The sequence below is a fragment of the Methanobacteriaceae archaeon genome (assembly GCA_030656015.1).
Classification (GTDB): domain Archaea; phylum Methanobacteriota; class Methanobacteria; order Methanobacteriales; family Methanobacteriaceae; genus UBA349.
In genome coordinates this window covers 224,492-238,631 of the sequence record JAUSNX010000001.1, presented here as the reverse complement: position 1 = coordinate 238,631, position 14,140 = coordinate 224,492, and the positions used below count along the sequence as shown (strand labels likewise).

General features: G+C 32.8%; 16 protein-coding genes. All 16 read right to left on the bottom strand.

Going from position 1 to position 14,140, the window contains the following annotated elements:
* Window positions 1-167: 167 nt before the first annotated feature.
* Window positions 168-551: a 30S ribosomal protein S6e gene (locus Q7I96_01110; protein ID MDO9626208.1), complete on the bottom strand. Its 384-nt coding sequence runs from the start codon at window positions 549-551 to the stop codon at window positions 168-170.
* A 62-nt stretch (window positions 552-613) separates the two neighbouring features.
* Complete coding sequence (gene infB, locus Q7I96_01105) at window positions 614-2,401, bottom strand: translation initiation factor IF-2 (protein MDO9626207.1); 1,788 nt, start codon at window positions 2,399-2,401, stop codon at window positions 614-616.
* A 233-nt stretch (window positions 2,402-2,634) separates the two neighbouring features.
* On the bottom strand, window positions 2,635-3,090 hold the full coding sequence (ndk, locus tag Q7I96_01100; GenBank protein ID MDO9626206.1) for a nucleoside-diphosphate kinase: 456 nt from the start codon (window positions 3,088-3,090) through the stop codon (window positions 2,635-2,637).
* Window positions 3,087-3,248: a 50S ribosomal protein L24e gene (locus tag Q7I96_01095; protein MDO9626205.1), complete on the bottom strand. Its 162-nt coding sequence runs from the start codon at window positions 3,246-3,248 to the stop codon at window positions 3,087-3,089. The genes ndk and Q7I96_01095 overlap by 4 nt, the downstream gene beginning before the upstream one ends.
* Before the next feature lie 24 nt (window positions 3,249-3,272).
* Window positions 3,273-3,479 carry a 30S ribosomal protein S28e gene (locus tag Q7I96_01090; protein ID MDO9626204.1) on the bottom strand — a complete coding sequence of 69 codons (207 nt, stop codon included), beginning with the start codon at window positions 3,477-3,479 and terminating at the stop codon, window positions 3,273-3,275.
* Window positions 3,480-3,562: 83 nt separating this feature from the next.
* Entirely contained in the window at window positions 3,563-3,934 is a 372-nt protein-coding gene (rpl7ae, locus tag Q7I96_01085; GenBank protein ID MDO9626203.1) for a 50S ribosomal protein L7Ae, read from the bottom strand.
* Window positions 3,935-4,565: 631 nt separating this feature from the next.
* Window positions 4,566-4,769, bottom strand: a complete 204-nt coding sequence (locus Q7I96_01080) for a histone family protein (protein MDO9626202.1) — start codon at window positions 4,767-4,769, stop codon at window positions 4,566-4,568.
* 241 nt (window positions 4,770-5,010) lie between these two features.
* Window positions 5,011-6,204 (bottom strand): threonine synthase, encoded by a 1,194-nt coding sequence (thrC, locus tag Q7I96_01075; GenBank protein MDO9626201.1) that lies wholly within the window; start codon window positions 6,202-6,204, stop codon window positions 5,011-5,013.
* A 233-nt stretch (window positions 6,205-6,437) separates the two neighbouring features.
* Window positions 6,438-7,067: a stage II sporulation protein M gene (locus Q7I96_01070; protein ID MDO9626200.1), complete on the bottom strand. Its 630-nt coding sequence runs from the start codon at window positions 7,065-7,067 to the stop codon at window positions 6,438-6,440.
* 408 nt (window positions 7,068-7,475) lie between these two features.
* Window positions 7,476-8,582, bottom strand: a complete 1,107-nt coding sequence (locus Q7I96_01065) for a tryptophan--tRNA ligase (protein ID MDO9626199.1) — start codon at window positions 8,580-8,582, stop codon at window positions 7,476-7,478.
* Between the two features lie 155 nt (window positions 8,583-8,737).
* Window positions 8,738-9,241, bottom strand: a complete 504-nt coding sequence (endA, locus tag Q7I96_01060; GenBank protein ID MDO9626198.1) for a tRNA-intron lyase — start codon at window positions 9,239-9,241, stop codon at window positions 8,738-8,740.
* A gap of 197 nt (window positions 9,242-9,438) precedes the next feature.
* Window positions 9,439-10,023: a 6-phospho-3-hexuloisomerase gene (hxlB, locus tag Q7I96_01055; GenBank protein ID MDO9626197.1), complete on the bottom strand. Its 585-nt coding sequence runs from the start codon at window positions 10,021-10,023 to the stop codon at window positions 9,439-9,441.
* 71 nt (window positions 10,024-10,094) lie between these two features.
* Window positions 10,095-10,766, bottom strand: coding sequence for an NADPH-dependent F420 reductase (gene npdG, locus Q7I96_01050; GenBank protein MDO9626196.1), 672 nt, complete (start codon window positions 10,764-10,766; stop codon window positions 10,095-10,097).
* A 222-nt stretch (window positions 10,767-10,988) separates the two neighbouring features.
* The gene (locus tag Q7I96_01045) at window positions 10,989-11,738 is read right to left on the bottom strand and encodes a sugar phosphate isomerase/epimerase family protein (GenBank protein MDO9626195.1); all 750 of its coding nucleotides are present in this window, start codon (window positions 11,736-11,738) and stop codon (window positions 10,989-10,991) included.
* A 121-nt stretch (window positions 11,739-11,859) separates the two neighbouring features.
* Window positions 11,860-13,716, bottom strand: coding sequence for a PINc/VapC family ATPase (locus Q7I96_01040; protein MDO9626194.1), 1,857 nt, complete (start codon window positions 13,714-13,716; stop codon window positions 11,860-11,862).
* Window positions 13,717-14,127 (bottom strand): phosphoribosyl-AMP cyclohydrolase, encoded by a 411-nt coding sequence (gene hisI, locus Q7I96_01035; GenBank protein MDO9626193.1) that lies wholly within the window; start codon window positions 14,125-14,127, stop codon window positions 13,717-13,719.
* Window positions 14,128-14,140: the final 13 nt, after the last annotated feature.

The following is a 14,140-nucleotide window of genomic DNA, read 5'->3' as shown; positions in this document are numbered from 1 at the left end:
CTGTTTTAAAAAGTATATTAATATATGAATAATATTTAATTAAAATATTTTTTTTAATGTTATTAAATATTATTTTTTGAAGTATATCTATTCTTCCAATTATAATCAACAAATAAAAGATATTTATAATGATCTTTATTTATTTTAATAATCAAATAAGAAGAATTTTATTCTTCTTCAGAAGAACCTAAAATCTCGTCCAAAGGTTTTTCACCCGTCTTAGCAACGATTGTACTTATCTGAACGATATCATCGGATATGGTATTTCCTCTGACGGTTTTCCTTCTTCTTTCACCATCACGAGTTGGGTTGTATCCAATTCCACCAGATAATAAACTTCTGATTCTTCTAGGACCACTAACATCTTTTTTCATTGGGAAACCATTTTTATCGCTTCCACCAGTAATCTTTAAGGTGTATCCTTGTAAGCCTATCAAAGAACCATCAAATTCTTCTCCAAGGGTTAAACCCACTAATTTTTTGGATTGAACAGCGTCAACTTCTACTTGTAGACTTTTTTCTTTTTCTGAAACTACTACTTTAAATGCCAAATTCTCTCCTCCTTCTTATTTCTTCTCTTTTAATTTATAATATGAATATATTATCATTTATATTAGAAAGCCGGTTGCATTCCCCATTCCGGTTCTTCTTTCCGTTTTATATCCAGAGTTTCATGAAGAGTTTCATATTCATCTTCACTTAACTTTTCCTTAAGTTCTGTTTCCAGTATACGGAAGTGCTTCTCAGGAATGTCCACATAAAGAACATCACCCTCTTCAAAGTCTTTTCCATGGATAGCGTTTTTAATGGCCATGGCCACTTTTTGACCACGAGGAGTAGATTTTTTATTATCTCCCTTATCCTGCATACTTTCTACCTTACCCACAATCCCACCATCTTCTCGAATAAGGATGGCGCCCTGTTTCACAGTTCCACTTAAAACTTCAATTCCTGCAATAGCTGGTTTACTTTGCCTAAATACTAATTTGGGTATAATTCGTATTTTTGCAGGTTTGATAATGGCATCCAGCCATTCTTTCTTTCTCTTCTCTTCAATAGATTTAATCCATGCTTGATAATCTTCTGTAATTTGATATATTACATTACCTGCAAATACTTTTACATCGGAATTTTTTATTTCTGCCGCTGCGGATGGTAGGATTTTCACATTAAATGCAATAATCACTCCATGAAGAACATCTTCTTTTTGAACAATGTCTGCATCCACCACATCTCGACGGGAAACATCACCGATGTCAGCTATTCTTATGGGAATGTCTATATCTTTTAGTAAATTGACCAGGGCTTCTAAAGATCCTAATGTATCTGCTTTTACCAGAACACCGGTTTCTTCAGTGTCAATTTTTATATCATCAATTTCGCTAAGCATTTCTTGACGAACATTATCTAAATTTCCCCTTGAAACACGTAAAGGAGATCCAGCCACAACGTTTTCAATGTTAGGAGCTACAATTTTTATACCTGCAGCTGCCACAACTTCGTCAACTTTTTGGAATCTCTTTTTAGCTTCCCTTATTTCTTCGAGAGGTAAAGGCTTTAAAAGAGACCTGATTTTAGTGGTAATAACGTCGTCAGTGACCATAAGTGCAATATTATCATTCTTTTTAATAATTCCATCATATATGACTGCATCAATAGTTAATCCTAGTCCGACTTCTTCTTTAACTTCCAATATGGTTCCTTTAGCTGGTGCATTGGTTTCAATTTGTAACTGTTCCTGCAAGTATTGCTGGGCCAATCCCATAAGCATAGTAAGAAGTTCAGGTATGCCTTCACCATTTTTGGCACTAATTGGAATGATACTAACCTGAGAAGCAAAATCCGTAACTCTATCAAACCTTTCTGATTCAAATCCTTCATTATGAAGAATTCCCACCAATTCATATAAATTGGTTTCAAGGGTTTGTTGAATATTACTTGATTGTTTTGAAAACGTTTCCATAAATGAAGCACCTTCATGAACTTGCCATCCATAAGTCCTGTCTATTTTGTTAGCAGCGACAATAAATGGAGTTTTATACATTTTAAGTATATTCAGGGCCTCATAAGTTTGAGGCTTAAAACCTTCTTTCATATCAACAATTAAAATAGCTAAATCTGCCAGAGCCCCACCTCTTTTTCTAAGAGTGGTAAATGCTTCATGTCCTGGTGTATCAATAAAAAATAGTCCGGGTAGGGTATCTTTGATAGAGAGTTTATTTAAAAAGTCCCCACATATGTTTTCAATGATTTCCATTGGTATTTCTGTCGCTCCGATGTGCTGGGTAATTCCTCCAGCTTCTTTGCTTGCAATAGCACTGCCTCTAATAAAATCCAGTAAAGTGGTTTTACCATGGTCTACATGACCCAGTACTGATACAATAGGTGATCTAATTTTCATGGTAGGATCTCGGATATTCAATGGTTTCATTTAATATTGATTCAGATATTTGATTTAATAGTTTAACCAATGGAATATTAAAATTTATATGTATATATGCTGATTTAATACTGCTAATTAATCTAAGAACGAATATTTTGAATTTATTTTATAAATTCACATATTGTATTCTAATATTTGCAATATAATCACTTAATATTTAATGTATTATTCAAAGAAGAGAAAAATGGGGTTTATAATTCGTAGATTAAGTTAGTATCAGGCATTTCATATTCTACGATTTCAGTCTCATCAAAGAACAGAGCGATTTCTCTTTCTGCTGATTGTGGAGAATCTGAAGCGTGGATAATGTTTCTACCCATATCTAGAGCAAAATCTCCTCTTATCGTTCCTAAATCAGCTTCTTTTGGATTGGTTGCACCAACCATTTTCCTGATTAAACTGATGCAGTCATCGCCTTGAATTACCATTGCTAATACTGCGGAAGATGTGATATACTCTACTAAACCACCGAAGAAAGGTTTCTCACTGTGCTCACCATAATGCTCTTTAGCAAGATCTTTACTAATATGCATCAATTTAGCAGCGACAATTTGGAGTCCTTTTTCTTCAAATCTACTTAATACTTGTCCCATTAACCGTCGTTGGACAGCATCGGGTTTCATCATAACGAAACTTTTTTCCATCATTCTTTAACCCATTTGACTTTTCTTGGAACTCTTCCAAGTTTAATCATATTCTTTTCGCATTTGCTTCCACAAAAGAAGTATACTGTACCATCTTTTTTAACATACATGGATCCAGTCCCTTCTTCCATGTCCTTTTTACAGAATGAACATACTCTCATGCACAACACCTTTCCTTGGTAAGATTAAGGAGTTCTAATCTCCTTGGCTTCTCGAATGGTGTCTAGTAACATTAAAACGTCACCTTCGCGAATAGGTCCCATAATATTACGGGTAAGTATTCTGCCCTTATCTCTTCCATCCAGAATCCTGCATTTAACTTGCATGACTTCGCCAGTCATCCCAGTTCGTTTTAGGACCTCAATTATTTCCGCTGGAGTTCCTTCTTCCATATAATCACCTTTAGATTAAATTGAAAAGCTAATTGCTTTTCGGTAAAAATAGTTTGGAATATAATATTATTTATATAATAATATTATTTCTTGAGTTCTTCGATTTTTTCCACAACGTCTTTTACAAGGTCTTCGCCTTCTCCAGCGTCAATGATACATGCTGAAGCAGTTCCGACGTTTAAACCAGCTGCTCCGCCTACTTCATCTTTAGTAGGTAGGTATGCGTAAGGAATTTCTTTTTCCTCAGCTAGTACTGGTATGTGAGCGACTATTTCTGCAGGTTCCACATCTTCAGCAACTAAAACTAATAGTGCGCTTCCCCGTTCAATGGCCTTGGTAACCTCGTTGGTTCCTTTAGCCACCTTACCGGTGTCTCTTGCTATTTCTAATGCTTCTGCAGCTTTGTCAGCTAACTCTTGTGGTACTTCGAATTTTACGTAAATTGCTTTTGCCATATTATTTACCTCCTTTTTCATCTGGTATTTACCATCCATCGGCAAATATCGCAACAAAAATCTGTTTTTTTAATGTTGCGAGTTCACAAATCTGTGATTTGTAATTAGTACTTTTATACAATATTCATATATAAAAGTTGCTGATTTAACAGCTTAATTATGGATTAAGAGTGATTTTAAAAATCGTATTTGATTGATATAAAAATTTTTATCCATAATTTAAAAAGTTCTAAACCAAAATTAGTCTAGAGAATTAGACATATCATAGGTTGAGATTTATCCCTTATAAAGTTTTTCTATTAAGAATTATTAATTCATAATTAAAACTAGGATTGATAGTAATTATATAAAAAACTTATTTTCTGGAGATTTTTATTTATTTAAATAATTTAATTAGGTCTATTTTATTTTAATACTAACATTTTGAAAGATTATAATTAATTAAATGTTAAATATATAAACTAATTTATAAAAATGATTTCTTAAATTTTTAAAATTGAATGATCAAGTAAAGTAATTATAATTAATATTAAGTTTAATATAAATTCAAAAAAATAGATTCAACCTTTTTAGATTAATTTGAGTATCAAAAATAAATTTAAAATAAAAGAAGGGCAGTTATTAGTCTCAATTAGAGTCTTTTAACTGCTAATTCAATGTCAGAAGCTTTTACAGTTTTTCTTCCAGCATGTTTTGCTAGTTTGACGGCTTCTGCTGCAATAGCTTCGCCTTTTGCTTCTAGAGCTTTAGCTAATTCTTCTCGAGCGTCATCGCTCACTCTTTCTGCACCAGCATTTTTTATTATTCTTCCGATTGGAGCAATTGGTAATTCCATATTTAATCACCTCATTTTATGTAATATAAACTGTATTAATACTCCTATATAAATTTATCGTTAATTTATGGGATTTTTGACAAATTTATATTGTATCTGCTCATGATAAGGTGATTTATATTGTTTTGGGTGAGTATGTAACTAACCATATGATATTTGGCCAGTCTTGAAAAAAAGATAAGTTTTTATTGGTTGAATTTCCCTAAAAAGAACTTAAAAAATTAAGAAATTAAAAGAGTTATTATCTCCTTATAATTTCTGATAACTTATTAATATCGGCTTCAACCTCTAAAGGTTCCACACAAGCGTTAATTGCAGTGTTTGGATCCTTTAATAGATGTCCAGTTACTATACAAACTACTTGTTCTCCTTTATCAACAACGCCCTCATCAATCAGCTTCATAAGGCCTGCTATGGACGCAGCAGATGCTGGCTCAACACCAATTCCTTCTTTCTGGGCAAGTAATTTTTGGGCAGAAAGTATCTCTTCATCACTAACTGTTTCTGCATGTCCATTGGAATCATAGATGGCCCGGAGAGCTTTCAGTGAACTTACCGGTGCACCAATTCTAATTGCTGTAGCCACGGTTTCAGGATTTTCTATAGCTTCAATTTCAGTTTTACCTTTTTGATATGCATTTACTATCGGACAAGCTCCTTCTGCTTGAATACCAGTCATCATAGGCCTATCTTCAATAAAACCTGCTTCATAAAACTCGCTAACTCCTTTCCATATGGCAGAAATATTTCCAGCATTTCCGACAGGCAATATAACTCTGTCGGGAGACTTCCATCCTAAATCATCTACTATTTCAAATCCAATGGATTTCTGTCCTTCTAAACGGAATGGATTTACTGAATTGAGTAAATATAATTGCCCTTCCAGTGCAAGAGCAGTAATTGCATCTAAAGCTTCATCGAAATTTCCTTTAATGGATAGAACTTCTGCCCCATGGAACATGGCCTGGGCCAATTTTCCCAGGGCAACTTTACCTGATGGTAGAAGAACCACACATCTTAGTCCGGCACGTGCTGCATAAGCGGCCAAAGAAGCAGAAGTGTTACCAGTAGATGCACATCCTACTGTAGATACTCCTAGTTCCATGGCCTTGGTAATACCTACACTCATTCCCCTATCTTTAAAACTACCTGTGGGATTAGAACCTTCCACTTTAACATAGAGATCTATGCCCAGTTCACTACCTAGTTTGTCACATTTAACAAAAGGAGTTCCACCTTCTTCCAGACTGACAATTTTTGTCTCATCCACAGGCATAAATTCCTTGTATTTCCACATGGTCTGTTTTCTGCAACTGAATATATCCTTGGAGACATCAGGATTACAAATTACTTCTAAAACAGATCCACAATCTGTGCAGGTGTAAATTATTTCATCATTACTGTATTCTTTTCCACAAGATACGCATTTTATCATGATATTCACCGTAATTATTTTTTATAATTCTTTTTAGCTGCTTGTTGACATGAATTAATTAAATTATTAAATGAAGAATAACTGAATAACAGTATTTAGGCATTAAAATCAATCTAATATTTTTTTTAAGAAGTTGTTTATTCTAATTTTATTATTAACAAATTTATTATCATTTATTTATAATTCTGTTATTTCTTGATGGGTTAAAAATTTAATAAATAATACTTGTTGGTTTAAATATTTCCTTTTATGTACTGATACCAAGCAATAGTGAAATTGGCCTCAATTACGGCTGCAATTAACAATAGAATAATAGCAATTCCTAAAAGAATTAATGATTCTGTTAATTGATCTTTTTGATTATTATATACATATTCTAATTTTCCCCAAAAAGATCCATACCATGTTTCTTCTATTAGGTCTCTTAAGAAAGTATATACAAAATTAGCCAGTCTAAAACCTGCTCCGCCCGCAATTATAAAGCTTATAATTTCAAATATTCCATGAGGAATAGTTAAAAGGATAAAATCTGCAAGGGGTGCTTGTGTAGCAAAATATCCAATGAAAGCCCCATTTATAAATATAAATATTGCAGTGATAGATCCCAGAGCGATTCCACCAGCAAATAACTTGAGAAGGACCTCTAAATTACTGAAAAAAATTGAAAAAGTTTCTATTTTTATTTGACCCTCCATAATACTTTTTTTAAATTGCTGTTGAAGTGGAACCATTAAAAAATCAAGTAGGTGCAAATATCCTATAAACATTGATCCAAAAAATATGACTGCTGAAAGAGCAAAATACTTTTCGTTATGTTTGTAAATGGCATTTAGTGTACTTTCGTGCCGTTCTTTTTTTACCATGCAATTCCTCTGTGATTTTAATTAATTATATTTAAGACTATTGAATAAAGATAATTATGAAATTTTAGTTATTTAAAATGTTTATTAATTGAATACTTAATCTATTATATTCTATTATCACTGTTTATATTATTGTATTTAATTAATAACCTTTTTTGTAATTATTTATATTTAAAAATTTGTTTGATAATTCTTTAATAATTAAATTAAGTGTTTAATAAATGTTTTAATCTGTTTAAAAATATATAGGCCTTTTTTATTTTAATTAATTCTAAATAATATTTAAATCTAGAACTTCATTTTTTATATTTTAAAATAATTAAATTAAAAAAAATTTACAATTAATATAAAAATTTAATTTTAAAATAAATAAAAAATAACTTGGAAAAAATATGAGAAATAGGATGCTTAACAGACTTTTGCATCATCTAAAACTTTCTCAGCAATTTTTGCTCCTTTTTTCCTTTTTGATGAAAATTCTTCAAAGAATTTTTTCATTAAGTCTGCGGTATGGGCCTTACATTCGCCGCACATAATATTCCCACTTTTACAGTCTTCCAGAATCTCCCGTAGTTTTTCATCAGATTCCATTAGGTGATATAATAACATTTCATAAATCACGCAGTGGGTCGGGTCGCCCCCTTTTTCTTGTTGTTCTTTAAGACTTTCCCTACCACCGGTTTTTGCTGTTTTCACTTTATTTTCAGCTTCTTCAATACTATCACTTAAAAATATGGCTGTTTTGGGTTGGCTACTGGACATCTTACCACCAGTGAGGCCAGTAATGAATCTATGGTATGTGGAAGATGGAGCTATGAAATTTAACTGATTTTTAAATCGATCGGCAATATCCCTAGTCAAGCGTATATGTGGGTCTTGATCAGGTCCAACTGGAACAACAGTTGGTTTTGGACCTCCGAATTCTTCTAATTGGGGGTGTAATATATCTGCCACTTGAATGAGAGGTGCCTGCATGTGGGCCATATTGGTAGAACCATTAAAACCATAAATAGCTTTCATTTCATTAAATGTGACTTTTTTGGATAAAACATATGCTAAATCATTCACTAACAAATTTTTGGACTGAAGATAAACATTGATATTGGATTTTTTAAAGTCAAGGCCCAGAGCAATATAATTGGTAATGTATTCGTTTATGGCCAGTTCTCTGGAGGCTTCAAAATCTACTCCACGGGCAGAGTAAGATTCCATATCTGCAATGGGGATGTAAATATCAGCTCCGTGATTTTCGTACCATATTATTTGATCAACAACCATCTTATGGCCAATGTGCATTTTTCCACTGGGCATCATTCCAGTTATTACGGCAAAATTTTCTTTATATCTTATTGCTTTGACTATTCTACCATAATCGCGCTGGCCAAATATGATTCCCCTACGCATTAGTAAATGGGGATCATTTAAATCATTTAGTAAATCTTTAAATGGTTTAATACCAAATTGTTGTACTAATTTCTCGTAATCAACGTTAGAAGAGCCCCAAGGGTCTATCAAATGAATCACCTTATTTAATTATAAAATTGACTTCAATAATTTATTTTTAAATTTATAATAATTTTATTATAATAATGTTTATTTAGTATATTTTTACTAATGGATTTAATTAGACCTTATTTTTTTTTAAACTTATTTTTTAAAAGAAATATGTATCATGGGCGAACCCATTCTATATTATAATAAGTTATATCTCCTTCTTCATCCACCACGGCTAGCATAAGATTCTTATTGACTCCATGAGCCACCCTAACATAGCTGGAAAAGTCCATAACATTTAAATCATAGTTTTCGGATATTACTCTGACTAAAAAATCAGAATGGCCGTCTCCAGGAGATTTTCCTCTTTCATATAGCCTGAACTCTGACCCGTACTTGAAACCAGTTTTAACTATATATCCTCTGTTTCTAAGGTCTTTAAAAACCTTGTATTTGCTGTATAAACCCTTTTCTTTTAATAGGGATGTTAATTCATGTAAGGAATATTCTTTTTCTTCTTCAAAAATGGAAATTTTTCCCTTTTCTAATAAAAATACAGCTTCTATTAATGATAATTCAAGACGATCATTTTCCAACCTTCCAAAATGACTTTTTTGATTTATTTTCACGGAGGATGGATTAAATATAGTTACTACATCTTGAGATAATTCAGAACGCATTTATTCACCTTTAAAATATAATTAGATGATTATATATCATTATTAAACAAAAATGTCAAATTTAAGCATTTAAAATATTAAAATGGTTAGGATTATAAAACATTTATAAATTCAAAACATTTTATTTGATTTATAATCTAATTTATAATCTTTAATTTGTTTTAATTGTATATGTTGTTCATTTCTTTAAGATTTGCTTACTCTATTATAGCATGCCTTTTTTTAAGGTCTTGTTCTTTTTTACCTAGAAGTGCCATGAATTCGGCTATCAGGCCATCCAGAAACAAGTGAGTACTGTCTTCGAATAGAGTTCCCATAGGAGTTAGATCATCGTAATTACCTTTTAAAACATTGGAAGTGTAATGTTTCCATGGTTCCTTTGTTTTACTATCAATACTTATTACCACATTAAGTAACTTACTTAAAGTTGATTCTAGGTTAGCAGTTATTCCTATTACACTTGCACCCACATCTTTAGAAGTTTCAGCAGCTAAAGTAACGGTTTTTGTTTCTCCAGAACCAGATATGGCGATTAAACAGTCGCTATCTTTAATAGCAGGGGTGGTTACATCACCTACTACATACACGGTGAAACCGAGGTGCATTAAACGCATGGCAAACATTTTACCTACTAATTCAGAGCGACCAGTACCTACAATAAACACACAGTCTGAATTTATAATGGTTTCAATCATTTGAGAGACTTGTTCTTCCTCAATCTTGTTAATAACAGCCAGTGCATGTCTGGTAATTTCTTCAGTTGTTTTTTTTATGATTTCCATTTTTTCACTTGATTAGGATTTATTTAATGCTCAGAACTAATAAATAAATGGTTTATGTCTAAATATTCTATTTAAAGACCTGTAATTCTAATACCGGCTAATCTGGTTTTGTTTCTAATATTTAAATTTATTAAAAGAGGAGTAATTTTTTCTACAATACGGGCATTTTCCAGAGGCCCGCAATCAATAGATTTAACACCAGGTATTTTTTCAGCTAACTCCATTACAATGGTTTTAGATTCAGAATCGTCTCCAGATATTAGACAATCGCATTTTACATCTTCTTTAATATTGGTTAAACTGGCAGAACTCACATTGTTAAATGCTGAAACTACAATGGTGTTTTTATCCTTTAAAATTTCGGCAGTTCTCTCTGCCGCAGATCCTTCCCATAAATCTATGTATCTGGTGCTCTTACCACCCACGCATGTTTCTAGTGGCACGGTTGCATCAACCAGGATTTTTCCTTCTAAATAATCTTTTATACTATTAAGTGTAATTTTCTGAGCTTGTAGGGGAACGGTTAATATTACTATATCTCCCTGAGCAGCAGCGTCCTGATTGGTCATCCCCTGGATACAATCAAGTTCTTCACCCTTAAGCATATTATGAATGACGTTAACACTATTTTCAGCTTTTTTAATATCTCGGGATCCTAAAAGAACCTTTTCTCCTGATTTTGCAAATCTCAATGCCAGTCCAAATCCTTGATCCCCGGTTCCACCTATTATAGCCACTTTCATTTTTTCACCAATTTAAAAATAATGATATAAGAATAATTATCATATAATGATTTAATTTCATATTATAAAAATTAATATAATAATTGTTTGATAAGAATATCTAAATGAATTTTATTTAAAATTAACTATTAATATTTATCTTAAATTATTTTTAATTCAATAAATATTATTTTCAGCAGAAATTAAGCTTGTTATTTGATTATTTAAATCAAGATCCTTAATTTAGATTTTATTTTTCAAGAACCTTAGACTTTCTAAAACTTCTTCTCTATTTTTAACTTCTATAGTTAAAACACCATTATAATTTATTTTATTAAGATTTTCAACTAGATTATCAAAGTCAATAGTTCCCTTACCCAGTGCTTCGTGATTATCAAAAGATCCATCATTATCTGACAAGTGTATATGCCTTAAACGGTCAGATTTAACCATTTCTTCAGCTGAAAATCCAGTATTATGGGCGTGACCAACATCTAATGTCATGAATACTCCTAATTCTTCAACAAGATCATTAAGTTGGTTTATATCTTTAAATAAGTAACCTTCCATGTCAGGCATGTTTTCCACACACATTTTTATTCCTATTTCATCAGCATAATCAGCACATTCACGCAATGAGTTGAAATTGTTCTCTATAATTTTTTCTTGGAATATTCTGGCCAGAAATGGAACTTGACCGGGATGCACCACTACAATATTTGCATTTAATTTATGGGCCAAATTAATAGATTTTTTAACCTGTTCTATAGATGCCTTTCTAATGGATTCATTGGGAGATGCCAGATTCATATCTGATATGGGGCTATGTAATGTTGTTTTTATAGTGTAGGATTCAAATATTTCACTTTGAACTTCATTTAAAGGATATTCATTGATTATTTCACAGTAATCTACCTTTAAATCTTCTAAAAATGGTAAAATATCCTCCAATGGATTTGGATAAAGTGCAAGTGTGGAAACTCCAATTTTCATTTTAATCTCTCTAACTTTTAAAATTATTATAATACTATAATATATGTTATAATGGCACTAAATGCCATCAGTAATGTTTTATAAAAGGAATATCCGTATTTAATCAATAAAAAGAATTTTTTCATTGATCAAGTCTTATACGGGCACTGACCGGAATATTTCTTTTAAGGGCTTTAATTATAATATCTGCCAATTCAATATCTTTTTTAATTTTTATTGATCCTTTTTTACCGACAGTTGCTGTGAATAAATATTCTTCTTCTACAATGATCTCAAAAGAGGTTCCTATGGCATCTTTTCCAAAGTTAAGCACTACATAGTTTCCAGATAGTTCCACAGGTATTTCAATTTGGTCTTCCATAACTTCTTGAGATTCTACTTTTTGAGATTTTAAGGGTTCTATTCCAATTCCTATTCCTATTCTTTTTTCTAATTCGTCAATGTTTCTTCCTTTTTTACCAATAATTTTAGGAATATGTTTTTCTTCCACCCATACCGTGGCCCTTTTATCGGATTTGACTTCAACTCGGAATTTAGATCCTGGAACTCTCCTTTTAAATTCCCTTTCAATTTCTCTCTCAGCAATTTTTTGTACCGGACTTCTATCTTGTGAAACAGGTGCTGCGGCTGCTCCCACATCCATAACTATGGTCTGTTCACCATAGGTGTAAATCTCATTTACCAGTTCTCCGGTTCCAAAGTCCCTTATTTCTATTAAAGGTCGGGCCAAATCAGCTTCAGTCATTCCGGTAGGAACTTTTACTGTCATTTTTACGTCATAAATGGCCTTTACTTTTCCTTCGTCAATGAAAATTGTAGTGTCCACTACGGAAGGTATAACTCCCAGTTCAACTCGCCCGATAATTCTTTGTATGGCATCAATTGCTCTAGTAGCGTGTACTACTCCAATCATTCCCACACCCGCCAATCTCATGTCGGCAAATATACGGAAATCCTTGGATTTACGCAATTCATCGTATATAGTATAATCTGGCCTTACTAATAACAGAATATCTGCTGTTTTTTGCATGTCCTTTTCAATAGGAGCGTATTGGGTTATTTCATTTCCAACCTGCAAATCCCGGGGGGATTCCATGGTTTTTACAATGGATCGCAAGTCTTTGCTGTAAAAATCTGCTACTGCCTGAGCAAAAGTACTTTTACCAGCACCAGGAGCACCTGAAATTAATACTCCCTTTGCAGTATCTCTTAAACGTGCTATTAATTTATCTGGAAGCTTATAATCTGCCAGTGAAACTCGGGTTATGGGCCTAACTGCAGTTATCTCAAAACCGTCTGAAAATGGAGGCCTCGCAATGGAAATCCGGTATTCCCTAAATTGGACTACGGTAGCACCTTGCATTTCAATTTCAATGAAACTTTTAAAATCACTTTTAGCTCTTTCTACAATTTCACGAGCCATAGCATGAATCTCAGAGTGCCTTAAAGGCTTAGAACCAAGATTAACTAAATTTATATTTCCTGGAGTACCCTTTTTGGCCATAGGTACCACACCTTCTTTAAGGTGAATGGACATGGTGTTTTTATCGAAATATTTGCTTATTTCTAATTCTTCATAGGCCATTATCTCTTGCTTGATGTAGACAACGTCCAGGCCCTGTGCTTTACCTACTTCTGATTGTACCCGGTCACTGGTAACTAGAACTGCATCGTGTTCCCTAGCAGTGCCTCTAATCATGGCGTCGATTTCTCCGCCTCTAGAAAGGGAAATTTCTTCTAGGGTTGGCCTTCTTCCCACAAAAGTTAGAGATATGGTGGCTTTTTTACTGAGTTCCTGAAGATTTTTTAACTCTTCCAAGCCATTAAAACCAGTTTCTCTACCTCTATTCGCCTGGTATTCCAACTCAGATACAACTGCTTCTGGTACAATAACTTCACTGCCTCTAAATTCTTCTTCCTGCACGATATTGGTGATTCGGCCGTCAACGATAACGCTGGTATCTGGTACAATTCTCATTTACCTCTCCCCATAAATTTCTTTTGGCTCAAAAATTTTCTTCCCAATTTTTTCAAACTTTTCTGTATCATTTAATTTATCCAAATCATCTAAATCAATTTTTCTGTAAAAACATGAATAGTAACCTGTGTGACAGGCTCCACCTTCTTGTTTGACTTTTAAAAGGATGGCATCCTCGTCGCAATCAACCCTAACTTCTTCTACAAACTGGATATGGCCTGAACTTTCGCCTTTTAACCAGAGCTTATTACGCGATGTGCTCCAATAATGGGCTTTTTTAGTCTCTAAAGTTTTCTTTAACGCTTCTTTATTCATATAAGCAACCATAAGAACTTCTGAAGTTTTAAAATCTTGAGATATGGCAATGATCAAATTTTGACCATTAATATTGTGTTTAAAATTTAATGGAATAATAACTTCTCCT

Excerpts from the sequence above, each read along its gene's own strand:
- infB (MDO9626207.1), bottom strand. The coding sequence starts at position 2,401 with ATGAAAATTAGATCACCTATTGTATCAGTACTGGGTCATGTAGACCAT.
- ndk (MDO9626206.1), bottom strand. The coding sequence starts at position 3,090 with ATGATGGAAAAAAGTTTCGTTATGATGAAACCCGATGCTGTCCAACGA.
- Q7I96_01095 (MDO9626205.1), bottom strand. The coding sequence starts at position 3,248 with ATGAGAGTATGTTCATTCTGTAAAAAGGACATGGAAGAAGGGACTGGA.
- Q7I96_01090 (MDO9626204.1), bottom strand. The coding sequence starts at position 3,479 with ATGGAAGAAGGAACTCCAGCGGAAATAATTGAGGTCCTAAAACGAACT.
- rpl7ae (MDO9626203.1), bottom strand. The coding sequence starts at position 3,934 with ATGGCAAAAGCAATTTACGTAAAATTCGAAGTACCACAAGAGTTAGCT.
- Q7I96_01080 (MDO9626202.1), bottom strand. The coding sequence starts at position 4,769 with ATGGAATTACCAATTGCTCCAATCGGAAGAATAATAAAAAATGCTGGT.
- thrC (MDO9626201.1), bottom strand. The coding sequence starts at position 6,204 with ATGATAAAATGCGTATCTTGTGGAAAAGAATACAGTAATGATGAAATA.
- Q7I96_01070 (MDO9626200.1), bottom strand. The coding sequence starts at position 7,067 with ATGGTAAAAAAAGAACGGCACGAAAGTACACTAAATGCCATTTACAAA.
- endA (MDO9626198.1), bottom strand. The coding sequence starts at position 9,241 with ATGCGTTCTGAATTATCTCAAGATGTAGTAACTATATTTAATCCATCC.
- hxlB (MDO9626197.1), bottom strand. The coding sequence starts at position 10,023 with ATGGAAATCATAAAAAAAACAACTGAAGAAATTACCAGACATGCACTG.
- npdG (MDO9626196.1), bottom strand. The coding sequence starts at position 10,766 with ATGAAAGTGGCTATAATAGGTGGAACCGGGGATCAAGGATTTGGACTG.
- Q7I96_01045 (MDO9626195.1), bottom strand. The coding sequence starts at position 11,738 with ATGAAAATTGGAGTTTCCACACTTGCACTTTATCCAAATCCATTGGAG.
- Q7I96_01040 (MDO9626194.1), bottom strand. The coding sequence starts at position 13,716 with ATGAGAATTGTACCAGATACCAGCGTTATCGTTGACGGCCGAATCACC.